Origin of the sequence: Granulicella arctica (assembly GCF_025685605.1) — a bacterium.
GTDB classification, from domain to species: Bacteria; Acidobacteriota; Terriglobia; order Terriglobales; family Acidobacteriaceae; genus Edaphobacter; species Edaphobacter arcticus.
This window is the reverse complement of the sequence record NZ_JAGTUT010000001.1, coordinates 126,113-143,394: the sequence shown is the minus strand read 5'-3', so window position 1 is coordinate 143,394 and position 17,282 is coordinate 126,113. Positions and strand designations below refer to the sequence as shown.

Below are 17,282 nucleotides of genomic sequence, written 5' to 3'. Positions count from 1 at the left end.
CGGTCAGATTCGCAGGAAGATGCGTTTCCGGTAGAACGGCAGCACGATCAGCCAGCAGAGAAGCATGAACGATAGCGAGTACAGCAGAGACGACCATTGCAGGTTCGGCACGAGATGCACAATTTCGCGCATCCAGACAGCCTTGATGCTGAGGCCGGACGGAAGATGAATCTGCGAGATGACGCTGTCTCCCAGCTCGGAAACAAGGTAGGCCAGGATGGCGTTTGTCCCGAACACCAGCAGCGGTCGATAGAGCGCGGGGTGCAGCGGCGATGCTGGATCGTTCGACTCAGCAGCAGCGCGGCCCACGCGTACTAAATCGATAAAGTAGATGGCTGCCGCAAGCAGCAGCAGGCTCCAACCCCCTGCAAAGAGCGCGAAGGAACTCGTCCACAGCTTCTTGTTCATGGGAAAGAAGGGATGCCAAGCCAAGCCCGCAGCCAGAAACAGGATGCCAGTGACCGCCAGCATTGCTGCCTTGCGCCCCGTCGAGCGCGTGCTTCGCAGCCAAAGCCCTGCGAGCAGGCCGAAGAGGGCGGTGGCAATCGCCGGGATCGTCGAGAGAAGACCTTCCGGGTCGCGCACACGCTCGTAGAGATGCGACGGGCTGAAGAGTTTGCGGTCGATGTAGGCGGTCAGGTTGCCGGTCGGATCGTTGATCGGAAGGTCATGCGTCGGCATACCGAAGCCGGGTACAGCTACGAATCGAAGAAGAATCCAATAGCCAGCCAAGCATGCAACGGCAATCGCAACCTTGTTTTTCCACGATGGCGAGATCAGGTAAATGGTTGCGACCACGAGGTAGCAGATCGCGATGCGCGGCAGCACGCCATAGTAGCGAACCGTGTGCAGGTGAAAGAACGGAAAGTTGTTTACCACGAAGCCCGCAACAAACAGCACAACGGCACGGCGTAGCGTGTGAAGGAAGAGCTCGCGACGCGTGGCGCCCTTCGCCAGTCGAGCTGCAGTCGAGAGCACCGTCGACAGTCCAACGAGCAGCAGGAAGGTCGGAAAGACCAGATCCGTGGCGGTGAACCCATTCCATGCAGCGTGCGAGAGTTCAAAGAAGGGAGCAGGCCCCATCTGGCTATTGACGATGATCATAAAGGCGATCGTGAGGCCGCGCAGCACGTCGAGTGATAGCAACCGCTCCGGTTTCTTTATGGTCGACGTGCGGACGACGTCGCTATCGACCGTCCTCGAGAAGTCTGGGTCCTGGGTCATCGTCCATCCTTTGGCTGTAACTGTAGCGATCGTGCAATCTCCATGCTGACGGCGTAGGGGTCACCGATTGGTGTGGAATCGTAGTGTTTCGTCGATCGATTCCACGTATCTCCAAAAGCGTACCAGTCGATCGGCTTCGACGGCGTCCCTGTATTCAGGGAAGCTTCTAACGAAGCGAAGTACAGCTTCCACCGTGGAGCATAGTAGCCGCTGACCAGGCCAGCCCAATCCTTGTTGCCGTACTCGTGAAGACTCTCACTGGCGGTACGATCCCCCCACGTCGTCAGAATGGAATGGGCATCGTACTCAGTCCGTTCAAGATCCTTTGGGGTGGAGGCCCATGCTGGCACATACTCAAGCCATTTTCCCAGAAGGAAGTATTGGTTCGTGGCGAGCAAGCGATCTTCCATCGCCATATCGTGCAGCCACTCGGCAGTCAGAAGGCGCAGCGCACCACGATCCTTCGCTTCATAGGCTGCTTTGATCAGAGGCAACAGGCGGCGCGCATCGTTTGTCAGCACCTGGCGCGTCACATCCACAAGGTCATAGTGGTAGCTGGCCGTCGTACGCAGCGCCGGTGCTACCTGCAACAACTCAGTCAGCGCAGGCTTCAAAGCTTCGGCGTCATAGCGAAGCACATCTGGTGCCCAATGCCCGGTGCGGGTTGCGGTGAGCGAAGGTTGCGCGTTGAAGATGGATTCATGGGCGGCGTCGCGTTCGCCGTGGTCCTTCACACCATCGGCCCGATATCCATAGACTGTCTTCCCGACAATCTGCCACGCATTCTGCGCATGTATATCGTTCTTGCCATAGCGGCGCAGGCTGTATGCCTTCGTCCACTCGGCGAGATCGACGACATCGCTGCGCCACGCCATCTCTGTATATAGATCGAAGGCGTATGGATTGGTGTCGAGTCCCTCGGTAAACAGCGCCGTGCCGGAGATGTGACTACCCGGCTGCTTCGCCATTGGCGGCATCCGCTGCGCATAGTCATAGAGGGGAGCACCCATGGTCGTCCGGCCGCCAAACTCCCAGAGCCCGCCATAGAGCCAGCGTGCGCCTTCAAAGTCAGCCTCGCGGCTCTCGCGCGGGATACGCCCCTGTTCGATATCTGCAATCAGGATGCGACTCCGATCCACAGCATCGACCAACTCCTTACGGGGGTTGTCCTGCCACGCCATCATGAACCAGAGTGCGTCAGGATGCGCCGTGTTCAGCGCCTTCTGGATAGCCTTAGCACCATCGCCGATGGGCACATCACCAGACATGCCACCCTCCTGGAAGGTCTCCATATCGTAGAGGGTGCTGTCGCCGAAGAGTTCGTGCTGACGTCGGTAGAAAGCCGCCGCCAGCCGAGTGAACGCGGGGTCTCGCGGGTCGAGCCAGCCGGGTCGCTCGAAGCCGTTCCACGGGTCTGTCTGGATGACAACGTGCGCTCCCGCAACATGCTTGCTGAAGTCCGCGGGCACCACTCCGTAGAAGCCGGGCAGAACGGGCATCATGCCTAACTTCCGAAGCTCGTCCATAATCTGCCGTGCGGATGCGGCTCGCTTCTTCATCAGGTCGAGCGAGATGGGCTCGATGAAACAGCACATATTCCCCATCCACTCCCAGTTCTGGTGGGCGGGGTAGGTGATCCACTTGCGAATGTCCTCGTCCTTATAGCCGACATCCAGAAAAGCCTGGTAGACCGCAAGGTCGTTTCCGCGCTGGATGAGAATTGCATTGAACCCCGACAAGGCAAGTATGTCGATCTCATGTTGCCAGCGAGGGAGATCCCAATACGGCGTGGTGTAGCCGTCGGTGTTCTCGTTCAGGGCATACCGAAATGGATAAAGAGCTGGTTTAACAATGGCGACCGGTATCTCCGGCAGGCGCAGACCGGGCGCGCCCAACTGGCCTCCGTTGGTCGAGATATTAAGATGGGCCACATACTTCAAATACCAGTTGACTCCGTAGAGCAGCGTTGGCACGGTGGCTGCCTCAACCCGGATATTCCCCTTCTGCCCTGACACGCGAAACCCATCTGGCTTTCCTGCGTAGTCGCCAGCCGCAAGTGAGAGGTGAATCTGGGTTGTGAGAGCCGGCATCTCTCGCTGGAGGACTGCGCGGGCTTCGTCGATCGATCCTTGAGCGTGAAGGGCCTGATGGAACGCGAGCAGACAGAAGACGGAAGTGAAGAGGGTTCTGCGGAGCATCTTCTTACTGTAGTCAAGTGTGTCTCGATGCGGAAGCGCTAAGCAGGTTCATGAAGCGCGGATGGACACAAGGAGTTCATCCCTTCGATGGATGTGTCTCTAGAAGGGTATTGGTAGGGTCGTGGGATGGCGATTCCTACAGAATTGATTGGCAGCATTCCGCGACCTCATTCCCTCATTGCAGCGGTAGCGTCCTTTCAGGCAAACGACACTACGATTGAGCACGTGCAGGCGGAGCAGCAGAACGCTCTTCGGGACACGATCTCTCGGCTCGAGGCCACGGGATCGCCCATTCTCAGTGACGGGGAGCAGACGAAGCCAAGCTTTGTCGGCTATCCACTTGCCGGCGCCACAAATCTCGCTCCCGATGGCGTAGCGATTCCCTTTGCGGACGGTCACCAGCGCCAGCTTCCTCGATTGACCTCCGGCCCGTTCCGATATGGTCTCCACGCTGCCAGCTATGTAAAGGCGGCGCAGGAGTACACGAGCCTGCCGATCAAACAGGCCGTCATCTCTGCATCCGCGCTCAGTCTCCTTTATCCGGCAACCGGAATCGCCAGCTACTCGCGAGAGGAATTCCTTGCAGATCTGATCGATGAAGCTGAGTCCGATATCCGGGGAGCTCTTGAAGCAGGGGCGGCAACGGTGCAGATCGACTTTACCGAGGCACGGCTCTCGCTCAAACTCGATCCATCCGGAAACCTGCTGAGAAACTTCATTGCAATCAACAACGAAGTGCTGGCGCGGTTCACGGCGGCAGATCGCAGCCGGATCGGCGTCCACGTGTGTCCCGGCGGAGATCGCGATTCTACCCACAGCGCCGACATCGACTATGCAGGATTGCTCCCCGACCTGTTCCAGATGAACGCCGGGAGGTTCTATCTACAGATGGCCAGTGAGCCGGACCGCAAACTCGTATTGGACTTGATCGCAACGATACTACAGCCTCAGCACAAGGTCTTCATCGGAGTCATTGATCCGATTAACCCGACCGTTGAAACTCCAGCGGAGGTGTGTGAGCGGGTGATGGAAGTCGCCGAATACCTGCCGCACGACCAGATCGGCACGACCGATGACTGCGGCTTCTCACCGTTTGGTGACGATATTTCAACCGCCCGCGAGATTGCGTTCTCGAAGATTCGAGCGCGAGTAGACGGTACGGAGATGGCTGCGCGACAGTTAGGCATCTAAAACGGATGTCAGTTGTCTGTTATCTTATATTTTTCCCTAACCCATTTAGATTGCTATACTTAGCGGCACATGTTTTGCGTAACTCTATCAATCTAAATGGGGTTATGGCTAGCATCTCCACCGCATTTTCACCGGATAATCAACAATTTATTCTTCGCCCCAAACACCGAAGTCTCAGAATTTTGCATTCTGGATGAGCGTACAGGCGATCGGCAACGAGAACGTACCAGCTGGAGGCCCGCCGTTACAGGTTCCATCGGACGTTCCCGGATTCTGAACCCAGAGGTCGGCGTCCACGACCCCGCTGGCGAAGCCGGTAGAGACAGAGCCCAGACCCCGATTCGGAGGATTGCAGAACTGGTGGTCCGCCGTAGGACCCTGGCCATTTCGGCTGGTATCGATGATGAAGTGTTTATTGTTCACCAACGACGAGATCTGCTGGCCATAGGTCGTGTTGTCGCCGGTCGTTTCATAGTTGCTGACATTGAGGGCAAAGCCGGTCGCGTTGGAGATGCCCGCATATTGAAGGTTTGCAGCCATCGTGTTCACATCGATCGCTCCAGAGTGCCCGGCGTCCAGATAGACGAGAGCGTTAGGAGCGTGCTGCGTGAACATGGAGATGGCGTACTGGAAAAGAGACAATCTCTCATTCTGTTGAGCCGAGCTAAGACATCCCTGGACGTTCAACTGAGAGAGTGCGTCGGGCTCCAGAATAACGACGGCCTTAGAGTTCCCGAGGCCAAGAGCAAGCCCCTGTATCCAGGCTTGATACGCCGCTGCATTCGCCGCGCCGCCACTTGACCCTCCACCACAATCCCGGTTGACGATGTCGTAGGCAACGACGATCGGGACCGTGCCCTGATTCTGAGCCAGCTTGACCACATAGGCGGCGTCGGCCTGGGGATTGCTGTTCCAGTCGCCGAACCACACACCCTGCGGCTGAGATGCGATCGTGCTAAGGGAAGCGCCGTTTGAGCATGACTGGCTTATGTTTTCTGCCGCCTGGCTTGACGGACTGACATAGAAGGAGGTCTTACTCAGGGGGTTCGATGGACCGAAAAGAACCCCCGCAAGATTGAAGGCTTGCACCGGATTTGTGGCGGCAAGCCGCAGGGTCGATGTGCCGACTGGCAGAGTTACGGACGTGGCAGCACTCAGGCTAAACGTGCCCCATCCACCAGTTCCGGATGTAAGCGCTGCTGGTTGCTGAACGCCGTTGACGTAGACATTCGCCGCACCACTGCTACCGCCGTTTGAATAGTACAACTGAAGCGCGTAGCTTCCACCTGCGCTGGAGATCGGAAAGTCGACGTAACCGCCTTGCCCAAGGTTTCCCCATTCTGACGGGTTGCCTGAGTAAAGCGTGTAGTTAGAAGCTGCTGCATAATGGGTGACATCCACACCCGTCTGTGACGTAGAGCTCACATTCGTTACCTGTGCATGCGATGAAGCACAGGTCAGCAACAAGAGAAAGAGTTGGCGTTTCATTGACGGACCTCTCCAAAACTTGCAGTGGTAATGAGGAGCGTCTTCCCCCTACAGGAACGAAACCTTCCTGAGGAGCGATGAAAGCTCAATTGGCAAATGGATGTGACTGGGACAAGTGGCAACAACACTGCTTGAGACTTGCCAGTGCTATCTAACAACTTTAAGGTAATAAACCTTAGTAATAAAATCAAGCAGTAAATCCACGCTGTCGGCCACAGCCAACGTGCCTATAGTTGATATCGCTGCAGAATTGGTGTGATATCGGCTAAAGGTCCCTCAGCAAATCTGAAAGAGATACCTTCATTCCCAAAGCTATTACTTCGAGCAAGGGCAGGGAAATAGACTTGCGACCTCGCTCCACGTCGCTGATGAAACTACGATCTATGCCAAAGTCGACTGCCATGCGAAGCTGTGTCAAATTCCGCTCCCGACGGAGTTGTCGAAGCCGCCGACCGAATCTGCTACTTACATCGCGAGGTAGAAAATAGTCAGGTAGTTGATGAGGGTTTGGCGGAGGCGAACTGGGTGTAATCTGATGAGTGTTCAAGACGATGTGTTCTCCCGATGTGAAGTCTTCTAACCTTTCGAGCTTGCCTGCTCACAACTCCGCAGGTTCTATCTCTCGAAATGGCCCAGGCTTACTTTCAAGGTAAACCGGAGTTTGTCATCTCTCTCCCCGCATACACCTTGCGAGCGAAGAGCATTCCGGCTACGTACCTCATCGTGCAGAAGTATCGTTTATAGACTACGTAGGAGAGTGAGAACCGGATTGGCTGATGGGTGACATTGGCCTCCCCTCTCTACAACATAGACGTGAATACCCGAATCGACCCTACTATTTATGTTGTCTGTAGACGACAATGAGCCAATCTATTGATTAATTCGCGTATGTTACGGGTAGTTACTTTTCTAATTACTAAGGATATAAAAGACATGAGAACGATAAGAGATGTGAGCATTGCAAGTGATGGCATTGTCGTGGTGTTCGACGACAGGTCCATCTGCTATTACGAAGCAGGGATGTTGTTTGACCGCAAGGAGGAACTTGCAGTTCAAACCTTTATTAGCCATGATCCCTCCTTGTGTACTATGGCAAAATTGCCTGTTCAGCCTAAGAGAAAAGGTTGAGCATGCGAAGGTGCTCAGGAAACGCGGATCTCCTCGATCAGCGTAGCGAAATACATACATGTTTTCGTTCTCTTCTTGGGTTTCTTCTTAGTTGATGCCCAAGTGTACTGTAAAGATAGCTATGATTCGACTAAACTGCATGGGTCATTAGTCATCATTAAACAGCACTAAGGTATTTCGTGATGCGATCCGATCCAGCGCGCGGTGCAAGTCGTCTGTTCGAGTGCGTCCTGCCCGTACTACTAGAAGTACCAGTCCGACGCTTGAGGCTAAGGTTCTTATGTGGATCGCGTCAGTAGATGGCCCATCAAAGATCGTCCAATCGTTACTTGTACGTGCATCTTCGAGAAGTTTTCCCAATCGTTCATTCGGAGCTAAAAGATCATCGTTCGGCTGGCAGTTGTTCACCATTGCCATCCGGAGATTGTTGTCATTGCGAACACATACCGTGCTCTCAAGCGGAATGCCTTCCGTGAGGACAGATTCAATCCCTTTCGACAGAGGCGATCTTGTGAAGATCCCGGAAAATGACGGGCGCTTGAAGGATAATTCGGCCAGCAACACGGAAATTCGGCGCGCATGAAAGGCGAATGCGAGATTGACTGCTGTCACAGTTTTCCCATCACCAGCGTTGGGACTCGTGACTAAGATCTGGTGAGAGGAAGGCTCTCGCTGTAGCAGGCGGTCAACGACCTGAGCGTAACGTTCTCCTGCACTCGAATGGGTTAGATCTCCTTCAATGGGTATACCTAATTTCGGAGCCGATAGGACGTTCATGACAGCTTCATCCTTGGAATACTGCCGATATATTCTGCTGTTCCATTCAGATGGCTCACAAGTGATTCGGCGTCATGGATCGTCGTGTCGCGAGCTACAGCAATCATGACGATGACGCAAGTGGAAAGCAGGCCAAGAACGATGCTCATCGCTGCTCTTTGAAATAGGGACAAGTTTGACGCTTTCAGCAAAGTGCTCGCACCAGCTGATTTAAATCTGGCTAACGCTCCGGTTGAAGTGACCCTTGGCTGGAGCTCTGGTTCAGAAGTGTCACCTACGCGGTTTTGACTAGCCTGCGGCCGCAAGCTCGTCGAATCAGGATTGAGCACCTGAGACAATTGCTGTAGGTACCCCTCGACCTCTTCATCGCAATGAAAGATCTGACTGTTGAGCAGCTCAAGTTGTGCCCTCGAGTTGGAGGTCGGACCAGATGAAGCAACTGGAAGGGGTATGCGCGACGTCTGCGGGTTGCGGGCTAGCTGCGCCTGAAGTGAGGTGATACGTTTACGGATCTCGATAATTTCCGGAGCGCTGTCAGTGTGATCCTTTTCGAGAAGCAGCAGGCGTATGAGGGCTTCACGAAGTTGCCCCCGCACATCGGATGGCGAAGGGGCAGACCGCGACCCGGCCGGACGTGTCGCAACGGGTCCAGCCAAGTGTAAGAGGTGTTGCCGGCTCTCTTCAAACCTATCCCTTTGTCTCCCGATATCGTGAATTCTTTGAAGCAGCAATTTTCTGAGCTCCAGTTCCTCCCTTGAAGGATTTTGGCGCTCGGGAACGGCTCTGCTAGAAGGCTCTACGTCAGTGTGGTTAGGTGCACTGGCTAGCTCGCCTTTGCCGAGCTCCGCTTGTTTTTCGTAGATTTTTCGACTATACGCAGCGAAGAATGTCTGCGAACTCGAGAGAGCACCAAATAGGATGACCGTGACTACTAGAAAGGAGATAGCAGCAAGCTTATGCTTGTGGCGGAGACACCGGGGTACGATGATGTGAGTTCTACTTTGCATGCGATCTGGTTTCAGATAGATGAATAAGTGCTTGATAGAGATAGAGTGCAGTTCAAAGTTGCAAAGGGATGATTGTTCTAACTCATCTTCTTCATAGGTTCTTGTGCATAGGTGGAGCTTGTGCGGGATGCAGTCTGACAGGTGTCTGCGCTGATATCGGTGAGAGCGGTTTCTAGGTTGCTTCGATATTTCGCCAGCGTGAAGTGCTCCAGGTAGCGTGCTCGATTGTGCTTGCCCATCGAGGATCGTAGCTGTGGTGACCGGATAAGCTGTCCTAGGGCTGCTGCCACCGCAGGTGCGTCTCGAGGTGGCACGAGGAGTGCTCCTGGGGGGTTGGCTTTGTCCGAGGACTGACCAACTACCTCTGGAATGCCCTGCCAATCGGTCGCGACGATAGGAAGGGAGAAACTCATCGCTTCAATCAAGACAACACCAAAGCTCTCGGCTGGGTAGTGGCTCGGGAAGCAGAAGATGTCGGACCGGCTGAAGAGTTCATCTTTTGGCTTTCCTGTAATTACACCAGGGAAATGCACAAATTCCTCCAGACCTTCCTGCTTTAACAGGGCTTCAACTTTTATTTTAAAGTCAGCGGATTGGAAGGCGCCTATGCAGGTGAGGTGGAAGCGCAGTCCGTCTGACGTAAGCTGGCGACATGCTTCGAGAAGAACCAGGACACCCTTCTCTTCGCACAGAATGCCAGCGAAGAGAATAGACGGCACCTTCGTCGCGGGATCGGATCGGACTGTAGTCTCCAGAGCATTGTCGGGTATGCCACAGGGAATGATGGCCGACCTCTTCGCTCGGAGGCTCTGTGACTCTGCCGATGTCGCTGCAGTCGTGAAGATCGCAAGGTCGGGATCGTTATAGGCGAGCCGATACAACGGGCGAAGAACCCTTGGTAGGCGCGAGTAGATTCCGGAGAGTCCAGCAGCGTGGAAATGGAAGACCGTATAGCCAAAGAGAAATCGCGTAGGAATCAAGAGGAAAAGATCGCGCAGCACGGGAGTCAGGTTTGCTCCTGCCGGCGGGTAGTACAAGATCGTCGCTCCCGAGGAAAAACGCTTAGCTATGATCTCCAACAGAATCGCCATTAATACCAGGAGCTTCCTAAGACTAAATGAGCCGATCTCCGAGGTAGAGCGCGAAAAACGCATGGGAACGTGCACGAGCTTTAGAGAATCATAGTGTCCATCCAGAAAAGCTTTAATCATCAGCGATTGTCCGTTGACCGGCGGAGGTATCTGCCCGATAACAAGTACAGTCACTGGTCCCTTCTTGCCGGGAGCAGATTTACTTGCGTGAGGCCGTGACGACTCGGATGGGGGATGCGATCGGTCAGTCATTGGCAGGCCGGTAGTAAACGTGGGCTTGTCCGCGCAGGGCAGCTAGTGTCCCGATGGAACGACTGATAAGCTGAAGGCCACGAGCAGCACAGTGTCTCCCGAAGACTACGCATGGCAAGAGTAGCGCTCCCTTTAGAAAGCCGCCGGAGGCAGTGAAAAGGCGAAGTGCAATTGTCCGCGGACCTCTATCGAATGATAGACAACTCCGGGTATACCTGTTTGCGTCAGAGCGAGCTCTACTTAGAAGCCAACGCAGGTTTGTTCGCTCTTGCGGAATCGCCTCAGTGACAACAGCTTCCTGAACCCAGACGATTCGATGCCCGTTGTGTGCAACACGCATAAAATATTCGGTGTCTTCTCCACCCGTCTGATCGAAGCGACTATCGAATCGAAAGATTTGAACTATAGAACTGCTTAGAAGCACATTGTTTGTGGCGACGAAAGGAACTTCCGAGCCCGTCTTACGCTGGACCGGGCTGAAGAAGCCACCCTGCTTGATCCAGTGAGGGGCGTCACTATACCGAGGATGAACTGGTCCGGTTACGACATCAGCTTCGAAACATAACGCCCCGGCGACAAGAGTCACGAGCCAATCGGGATTCGCTGTCTCATCATCGTCGATAAAGGCGACAAAGTCTGCCCACGTGGATTCATCAAGAGCACGATTTCTGGCAGTTGACAGTCCTCGAGCAGGTTCAGAGATGTAACGGAGCGGATGTGGAGAATTCAGCGAGAACTCGTCCACTACGTGGTGACCACTTTGAGCGGAATCATTATCTACGACAAGCAAATGCAACTGGAGTGTTCTGCGGCTCTGGGATAGACAAGTCGCCTGCTGCATCAAGGATTCAAGAGTAGAGCGGAGCAGGTCTGGACGTTTGTAAGTTAGAACACAGATCTGAACCGTAATATCGCCGGGTGATGCTGCCCGCATAGTAGTTGGAGCACAGGCACTCATTGGTATTCTCCCAGGTGCGTGTCTGTTATATAGATATCGGCAACGGTAGCTTGCTTGTCAGCCTGATGTGCCAAGACAAGAAAAGTAACCAGTCGTGCGGCACTGGCAACAAACATCGCGCTGACTGCCCCTGTTACGCCGAATCTAAATATCATTGCTACACCCACGGTGAGAAGAAGTCCTGTGCCCATGACCTGCACCCACATGTAAGTCTTCGGGCGCGACATGCCTCCCTCATACGCTCCTACAACAGTTGCGATGTATTGAAGCGCGAAAGCAGCTACGAAGATTCGCAAAAGCGGTGACAAAAGCGTGTAAGGTGATGCGCCGCCGTAAACCAACTTCATAATAGCGTGAGGTACCAACATCATCGCTGTGAAGGCTGGAAGCAGGAGGACTCCGTAGCGAAAGCCATAGTCTAAAGCTATCTTGCGGGCTCGCCGATATCCATGTACTGCTTCTCTTGCAACAGTGGGAATTAGAAGAGAATTAATAGAGAAGATGACCGGGTTCGAAATTCCTACAAGGTTGAGTAGTGATTGATAATTGGCAACCCTGGTGGCATCGAAGGCGAAAGCCAGCGTCCAGGCGGGAATTTGTAATGCAATCATGTTTAGCGCGTTTCCTGCAAGGACAAAGCGGCCCATCCACCACGAGTAGACTCCATGACTTTTAACGAAAGTGAGGAGTGCGGGCGAATGTCTGGCGCTCCACGCGTCGGTCAAGATGAATTGCCAAAGTGCAGCAATAAATGAGGTGCCAGCAACGATCGAGAAGATCGTTGAGAGATTGTGGGGCCGCAAGATGGCAAATACGAGGCCCTGGCCCACGTAGCAGAGGATGTCGGGCATGATCGCACTACGAAAGCGCAAGACGCTAAGTAGTGCGCGACGCACCGTTTCCTGAAGTTGCCAAGCGATCATCGCCACCACTAATACGGGCCAGAGATAGACGTGATGCAGGAATATTGTAATGACTAAAAGGATGAGGGATAGCGGTGCTGCAAGTAGGAGCGTGTGGAGGAGCGCGGCGCAGGTGAGACGGCTCAAGTCTGCGGGGTCAGCAGCACCCTTGAGCGTGAGAGGATAAACAACAAGTGATGAGTGGCAGGTGTTGATTGCAAAAAGTGACAGGAAAAGAAGCGAGAATATACCGTAGTCGGCCGGGATAAGTACCCGAGCAAGAACAAGTGTAGTCAGGAAGTTGCCGCCGCTCACTACCGCTTGATCGAGGATTGAAGCAACTGTCTCGCTATGGATGAGCTTCTTAAGCAATGAGAACCTGTGATGTGCCGTGTCGTGATGGGATGAAGCGCTATGCTTAGCAGCTTTGTGGCTGCATTGCCGTGGTCTTATGGAGTGCTTGCAAGATGAACAGGGACTCTATAGTTCTTAGATAATCCTTGGGCGACTGGTAAAGATTGGCCAACTGTTTGATGAAGCTTAAGCGACGCGCTCATCGCGACAAAGAGTAGAAAAGGAATACCGCTTCGAGTCAAGAGTGCGCTCTCGTTAAGATTATAGACAAGCAGGAATACAAGAAATGCACATGGGAAAAAACGTGCTGAGGTGGGCATGACCCCGCTTTTCACGTAGTTTACAGCGCGGATGGCTGCTACGGAGAGAGTTGCGCAAAACAGCGATGCTCCGACATATCCGATACTGAGAAGCAGATCAAGATAACCGTTATGGGCTGTCGGCACTAGCCAGCCTACGCCACGAATAATGACGAGCGAGTCTCCTTGAAGACCCTGCCAGAACGAATCGAAGCCATAGCCCAATAGTGGATGGTTGCTGATCGCGATGAGCACCAGGCTCCAGAGTTGGGTGCGCCCTGTTAGCGTGGCGTCTTTCGATAAAAGTGTCGGGATGATAGAAGCGTTTGTCAGCAATAGATAGAACAAACAGATCCAGATCGTCGCCGCGATAAGCAAAAGTGGAAGGCGTTGCGCATGACTAAACTTTAGGACAAAGAGAAAGGGTATGCACGCAAGAGCGCTAACTGTGGCTACCAGGGAGCCGGACGAGTGAGAGAGCAATAGAAGCACGAAGGCTGCTGCGGCCAAGGGTAGGCGAAACTTGGTAAACCTCTGAAACGGGACAAAAAGAAAGGCTAGAAACGCCAGGCCCTGTTCAAATCCAAAGATATTCTTGTGTGTGGTGAGGCCTTTAAGTGCATGGGCATCTGAAGGAGAGTAGAGGGTGTGCGGGGCTACGGCAAAAAAAGCGGCACACAGTAGGATGTGAATGAAGCTCGCTGCAGCCAGTAATCGTACTAGCTCAGTTACCTCAAAATCTGTCCCGAGGATAAGAGCGATGATGGTGGTCAACAACAGAAACCCAGCTCGGCGGAGGGTTACCGATGGGTCAGTGCTCCAGGCCGCAGACAGGATCACCATGCCAATAAGCGGAAGGAAGACAGCAATGCTTCGAACGGCCAAGATCATGCGAGCGGGCATCGAGACAAGGCGAGTGAGGACAAGTAAGTACAGGATAGCGGTACTGATTACTACTGGCAGATGAACCTGATTTGAGACAACACCAAGATCGGTATCTGCAAGACCGGGAGAGACCAGACCCATCACTATCCCCATTTGCGTGAGTAGGAGTGCGACAACGACCATTTTGTAAAAGTTTCTGTTCAATTGGGTTCCCACTTGGGTGATCTTGTGAGTAGTAGTCCTAGGAGTCGCCTACCGTGCCACTGCGTAGAGTGCAGCACCAGACACAGAGGCGGCAATGCCCGCAGTACTATTAGCAAAACTCTTCAAACCACTTGTAGGCACGAAAAGGATATCTCCTGCCAATAGCGCTTGATCCGGCTGCTGGCCACGTTGAATTGCCTTTAATTCGATCGGAATCGTGTGTGTGACCCCGTCTTCCTTGCGAAGGAGCATCACGTGTTTGAGAGAGGCGTTGCGAGTGGTGCCCTGCGCCTCGGAGATTGCTTGCAGGATCGTCATCGAGCCGTTATCCCGCATCATGTAGCCCCCTGGACGTTGTACGTCACCCAAGACGTAGGTGAGTCCTGTTCGTGGAACGATGACGGTATCACCGGGGAAGACGCGGACATCGTTATCCGCAACCTCACGGCCGTTGTCTTGAGAAAGCGTGACGCGATCAATTTTGCTACCGCCTTGGCGGCGAATCGTAATGTGCGTATCGGCGGTGCTAGTTACGCCATCGGCCAGGGCGATCACGTCTACGAGCGACCTCGAGGAAAATACCGGGTAGAGGCCTGGCTTTTTTACTTCACCTTCGACCGTCACTCCCTGGGTTGTGAACTCCTTGACGCTGACGGAGACATGAGGATCTCGGATAAAATTTCGATCCTTTAAGTCCGCCTCAATTGAATGTGCCAACTTGTCTGGCTGAAGACCAACCGCAGTGATATCGCCAAGCAAAGTTAGATGGATCGACCCTTCTGAATTTACGCGAACTTCCTGTGTTAGTTCAGGAGCGTCGTAAACCCCAATGCTCAGAAGATCCCCTGTGCCGATGATCGTCTTTTGCGGTGCAATATTGGCCATTGAACCGGGCTGGCTGAAAGGAGCATCATTTTGCGACGAAACAGATATAGGATGGGCGGAAACTCCCTGGCCAAACGCTGTGCCGAACAGGGTGGAAAGGGCTAGCAAGGCGATAGTTGTTCGACTTGAAACAATCCTTGCGGCCGGAGAGAAGATCTGAGCGCTGGTAGGGGCGTAGCCGGAACTCTGTTTACCCCAATAGTAATAAAAGTCAGCAGACCGGAAGTCCATGTTGTTCATGACGACACCAAGAACCCGAGCGTTTGCCCTTTGAAGCACTGAAAGGGTTCGGGCTAAAGAATGCTGCGGAGTCTTTCCGCACTTTGCAACCAATACGATCCCGTCCACAGACTGCGAAAGCGACACCGTGTCGGTGACGTCAAGGATAGATGGAGTGTCAATCAAGATGAAATCGAAAGCCGATCGGAGATGATCGACCAGCTCTTTCATTGCCGGGGAACCCAATACATCGGAAGGGAAGTGAATCTGGTGGCCTGCCGGCAAGACGAAGAGTCCAGGAACCTCTTCGTAAGTTGTGATGTATTTCTGCCAATTCTGTTCCCCTACGGCTTCGTCCAAGCCGTCCCGATTCTCGAGCGCCAGAGCGTGGGTCAAGGTGCGTTTACGAAGATCTGCATCAATTACGAGAACCGTGCGACCTGATTGCGCCAACGCCGCAGCGAGATTGAAGGTGATGAAGCTTTTCCCTTCTGACTCGGAGGTGCTTGAGATCGCCATCACCGTGTCTTTGTCCTTTCGGAGAGTAGAAAGGACAGCGGTACGGAGTACGCGGAAGGCTTCCGCTACGGCGGAGCGCGGTGCCTTCGCTGTAACTTGATATTGCCAAATCGACCCATGAGAACTCCGCTGGAGGGACTGGACAGCTGCGTGAGAGAGCGATTTTTCGACAGGCGGGATCAGCGCGAGAACAGGATAGCCTAGGAGGTCTTCAATCTTCTGGGGATCTCTGATGGTTTCATCGATGGCGTCAATCAGAAATGCACCAATTACACCAACGACCAAGCCGATTAGAGCCGCGATCAACAAATAGAGCAGCACAATTGGCTGTGAGGGTTTGTCTGGAAGGATCGCAGGGTCAAGGACACTGAGGTTTGTGGAACGTAATCCAGCCAGCACACCAGCTTCCTTCAAGCGTCGGAGCAACTGCTCGTACAGATCGCGACTCGCATCAGCTTCATGCTTGGCAGAGGTATAGAGAGTTGCATCGCGATTCATTTGCGCTGCTACATTCTTCTGCATTTGCAGAGCTCGTGTTGCGGAGGCCTCAGTATCTACCGCAACTTTGTACTCCGCGGCTGCTTGGCCGACGAGACGGTCAATCTCGGCATTGATCGATGTTTGGATAGACTGCAGACGTTGTCCTGCCTGTAGGACACGCGGATATTGAGACCCGTAGTGAGCGTTTAGTTCTGAGTAGTTGGCTGCGGCATCAGCTTGCTGCTGACGCAGAAGTTGCAGTGGAGCGTTGGTAGTGTTTGCCCCAGTTGCCTGCGCCCCGAGCATGCCAGCAAGAACCTCTGGGCTGCGAGTGGTTGCCAGTTTATAGATGGATTGTTTTACGGCCAGATTTGCCTGCGCGGCAGTCAGCTGAGCATTCAGCTGATCAAGCTTCGCATTGGTCGAGTTATTAGCTTCATCGACTCCGTAGATCCCGGACTGTTGCTGTAGTTTCGCCACGTTTGCTTGCGAACTGTCTACCTGAGCTTTCATGGATTGAAGCTCATTCGCAAGCACAGAGTTGGCCTGAGAACTCGCCGTAAGACGAACCTGGTAGTTGTATTCAATGAAATCCGCAAGTAGTTGATTGACCACCTGTGCTGAGCGCGCGGGACTGGCATCAAGGAAACTAACTGAAATCAAGCGAGATCCAGAAACAGAATCAACATGGAGTCTTTTGTCGTACTTAGACAGCACATAGGCAAGATGCTTGGGGGATTGCTCGAGCGATTTTCGATTCTCATCGAAATATTTACCGCCTCTGAGCTGATAGTCTGCCTCCTTATCTATCCCGAGTTCGCGAATAATACGCAGTGCCATGTTTCTAGATTTAAGGACGTCTACCTGGGTTTGAACAGCAAGGTTGAAATCAAGAGCGTCCGCTGCAGCCGATGCAGACGCCTGAGCCGGATCTGACAGACCTGCCGCCGCATCCTGCTTGAGAATCTGTAACTTCGCTTCTGCACGATAAAGACGTGGCGTTGCCAGCGACACGACAGCACCTAGCAGAATGGAACCACATATTCCCGCCAGTACTACGGTTCTTCTCCGTCGAACTACCTTCCACAGATCTACAACGCTGAACTCCTTAGGAGCCATTGGTAGGTCGAGCAGTGGTTCTTGCATTCCTGTTCTACTGGAGCGGGTGGCAAGACTGTGATTGTCTAACATGCGGTCCTCCGTTGGAGCCAAGATACTTAT

The 17,282-nt window shown here is 53.6% G+C and carries 13 protein-coding genes; 2 read left to right on the top strand and 11 right to left on the bottom strand.

All coding sequences use genetic code 11. From position 1 onward, the window contains the following. Window positions 1-3: 3 nt before the first annotated feature. Both OHL20_RS00575 and OHL20_RS00570 read right to left on the bottom strand, forming a co-directional pair. Complete coding sequence (locus OHL20_RS00575) at window positions 4-1,224, bottom strand: acyltransferase family protein (RefSeq protein ID WP_263381275.1); 1,221 nt, start codon at window positions 1,222-1,224, stop codon at window positions 4-6. Further along, window positions 1,221-3,422 carry an alpha-N-acetylglucosaminidase gene (locus tag OHL20_RS00570; protein ID WP_263381274.1) on the bottom strand — a complete coding sequence of 734 codons (2,202 nt, stop codon included), beginning with the start codon at window positions 3,420-3,422 and terminating at the stop codon, window positions 1,221-1,223. The genes OHL20_RS00575 and OHL20_RS00570 overlap by 4 nt, the downstream gene beginning before the upstream one ends. A 126-nt stretch (window positions 3,423-3,548) precedes the next feature. Here OHL20_RS00570 and OHL20_RS00565 point away from each other — a divergent pair, with 126 nt between their 5' ends. Beyond that, window positions 3,549-4,613 (top strand): uroporphyrinogen decarboxylase/cobalamine-independent methonine synthase family protein, encoded by a 1,065-nt coding sequence (locus tag OHL20_RS00565; protein ID WP_263381273.1) that lies wholly within the window; start codon window positions 3,549-3,551, stop codon window positions 4,611-4,613. Window positions 4,614-4,787: 174 nt separating this feature from the next. Here the strand turns inward: OHL20_RS00565 and OHL20_RS00560 are convergent, their stop codons facing one another. Further along, window positions 4,788-6,101, bottom strand: a complete 1,314-nt coding sequence (locus OHL20_RS00560; RefSeq protein ID WP_263381272.1) for a glycoside hydrolase family 6 protein — start codon at window positions 6,099-6,101, stop codon at window positions 4,788-4,790. 265 nt (window positions 6,102-6,366) lie between these two features. Beyond that, window positions 6,367-6,648: a helix-turn-helix domain-containing protein gene (locus OHL20_RS25105; RefSeq protein ID WP_396271450.1), complete on the bottom strand. Its 282-nt coding sequence runs from the start codon at window positions 6,646-6,648 to the stop codon at window positions 6,367-6,369. A gap of 386 nt (window positions 6,649-7,034) precedes the next feature. Between OHL20_RS25105 and OHL20_RS00555 the strand changes: the two genes are divergently transcribed. Next, window positions 7,035-7,229, top strand: coding sequence for a hypothetical protein (locus OHL20_RS00555; RefSeq protein WP_263381271.1), 195 nt, complete (start codon window positions 7,035-7,037; stop codon window positions 7,227-7,229). A 147-nt stretch (window positions 7,230-7,376) separates the two neighbouring features. On the opposite strand, the gene OHL20_RS00550 is transcribed toward OHL20_RS00555, so the two are convergent. From OHL20_RS00550 to OHL20_RS00525, 7 genes are all read right to left on the bottom strand, one after another. Beyond that, complete coding sequence (locus OHL20_RS00550) at window positions 7,377-8,006, bottom strand: tyrosine-protein kinase family protein (RefSeq protein WP_263381270.1); 630 nt, start codon at window positions 8,004-8,006, stop codon at window positions 7,377-7,379. Continuing rightward, window positions 8,003-8,155, bottom strand: a complete 153-nt coding sequence (locus OHL20_RS00545; protein WP_263381269.1) for a hypothetical protein — start codon at window positions 8,153-8,155, stop codon at window positions 8,003-8,005. Before OHL20_RS00545 ends, OHL20_RS00550 begins: the two co-directional genes overlap by 4 nt. Window positions 8,156-9,090: 935 nt before the next feature. Beyond that, window positions 9,091-10,278: a glycosyltransferase family 4 protein gene (locus OHL20_RS00540; protein WP_263381268.1), complete on the bottom strand. Its 1,188-nt coding sequence runs from the start codon at window positions 10,276-10,278 to the stop codon at window positions 9,091-9,093. Window positions 10,279-10,348: 70 nt separating this feature from the next. Further along, a complete protein-coding gene (locus OHL20_RS25100) occupies window positions 10,349-11,290 on the bottom strand; it encodes a glycosyltransferase family 2 protein (RefSeq protein WP_396272520.1) in 942 nt (313 codons plus the stop codon). Window positions 11,291-11,310: 20 nt separating this feature from the next. Beyond that, window positions 11,311-12,588, bottom strand: coding sequence for an MATE family efflux transporter (locus tag OHL20_RS00535; RefSeq protein ID WP_263381267.1), 1,278 nt, complete (start codon window positions 12,586-12,588; stop codon window positions 11,311-11,313). A gap of 77 nt (window positions 12,589-12,665) precedes the next feature. Continuing rightward, complete coding sequence (locus tag OHL20_RS00530) at window positions 12,666-13,895, bottom strand: O-antigen ligase family protein (protein WP_263381266.1); 1,230 nt, start codon at window positions 13,893-13,895, stop codon at window positions 12,666-12,668. 111 nt (window positions 13,896-14,006) lie between these two features. After that, window positions 14,007-17,207, bottom strand: coding sequence for a polysaccharide biosynthesis tyrosine autokinase (locus tag OHL20_RS00525; RefSeq protein WP_263381265.1), 3,201 nt, complete (start codon window positions 17,205-17,207; stop codon window positions 14,007-14,009). Window positions 17,208-17,282 lie beyond the last annotated feature (75 nt).

Excerpts from the sequence above, each read along its gene's own strand:
- OHL20_RS00530 (WP_263381266.1), bottom strand. The coding sequence starts at position 13,895 with ATGGGTCTGGTCTCTCCCGGTCTTGCAGATACCGATCTTGGTGTTGTC.
- OHL20_RS00560 (WP_263381272.1), bottom strand. The coding sequence starts at position 6,101 with ATGAAACGCCAACTCTTTCTCTTGTTGCTGACCTGTGCTTCATCGCAT.
- OHL20_RS00545 (WP_263381269.1), bottom strand. The coding sequence starts at position 8,155 with ATGAGCATCGTTCTTGGCCTGCTTTCCACTTGCGTCATCGTCATGATT.
- OHL20_RS00575 (WP_263381275.1), bottom strand. The coding sequence starts at position 1,224 with ATGACCCAGGACCCAGACTTCTCGAGGACGGTCGATAGCGACGTCGTC.
- OHL20_RS00570 (WP_263381274.1), bottom strand. The coding sequence starts at position 3,422 with ATGCTCCGCAGAACCCTCTTCACTTCCGTCTTCTGTCTGCTCGCGTTC.
- OHL20_RS00565 (WP_263381273.1), top strand. The coding sequence starts at position 3,549 with ATGGCGATTCCTACAGAATTGATTGGCAGCATTCCGCGACCTCATTCC.
- OHL20_RS00525 (WP_263381265.1), bottom strand. The coding sequence starts at position 17,207 with ATGCAAGAACCACTGCTCGACCTACCAATGGCTCCTAAGGAGTTCAGC.
- OHL20_RS00555 (WP_263381271.1), top strand. The coding sequence starts at position 7,035 with ATGAGAACGATAAGAGATGTGAGCATTGCAAGTGATGGCATTGTCGTG.
- OHL20_RS00550 (WP_263381270.1), bottom strand. The coding sequence starts at position 8,006 with ATGAACGTCCTATCGGCTCCGAAATTAGGTATACCCATTGAAGGAGAT.
- OHL20_RS25100 (WP_396272520.1), bottom strand. The coding sequence starts at position 11,290 with ATGCGGGCAGCATCACCCGGCGATATTACGGTTCAGATCTGTGTTCTA.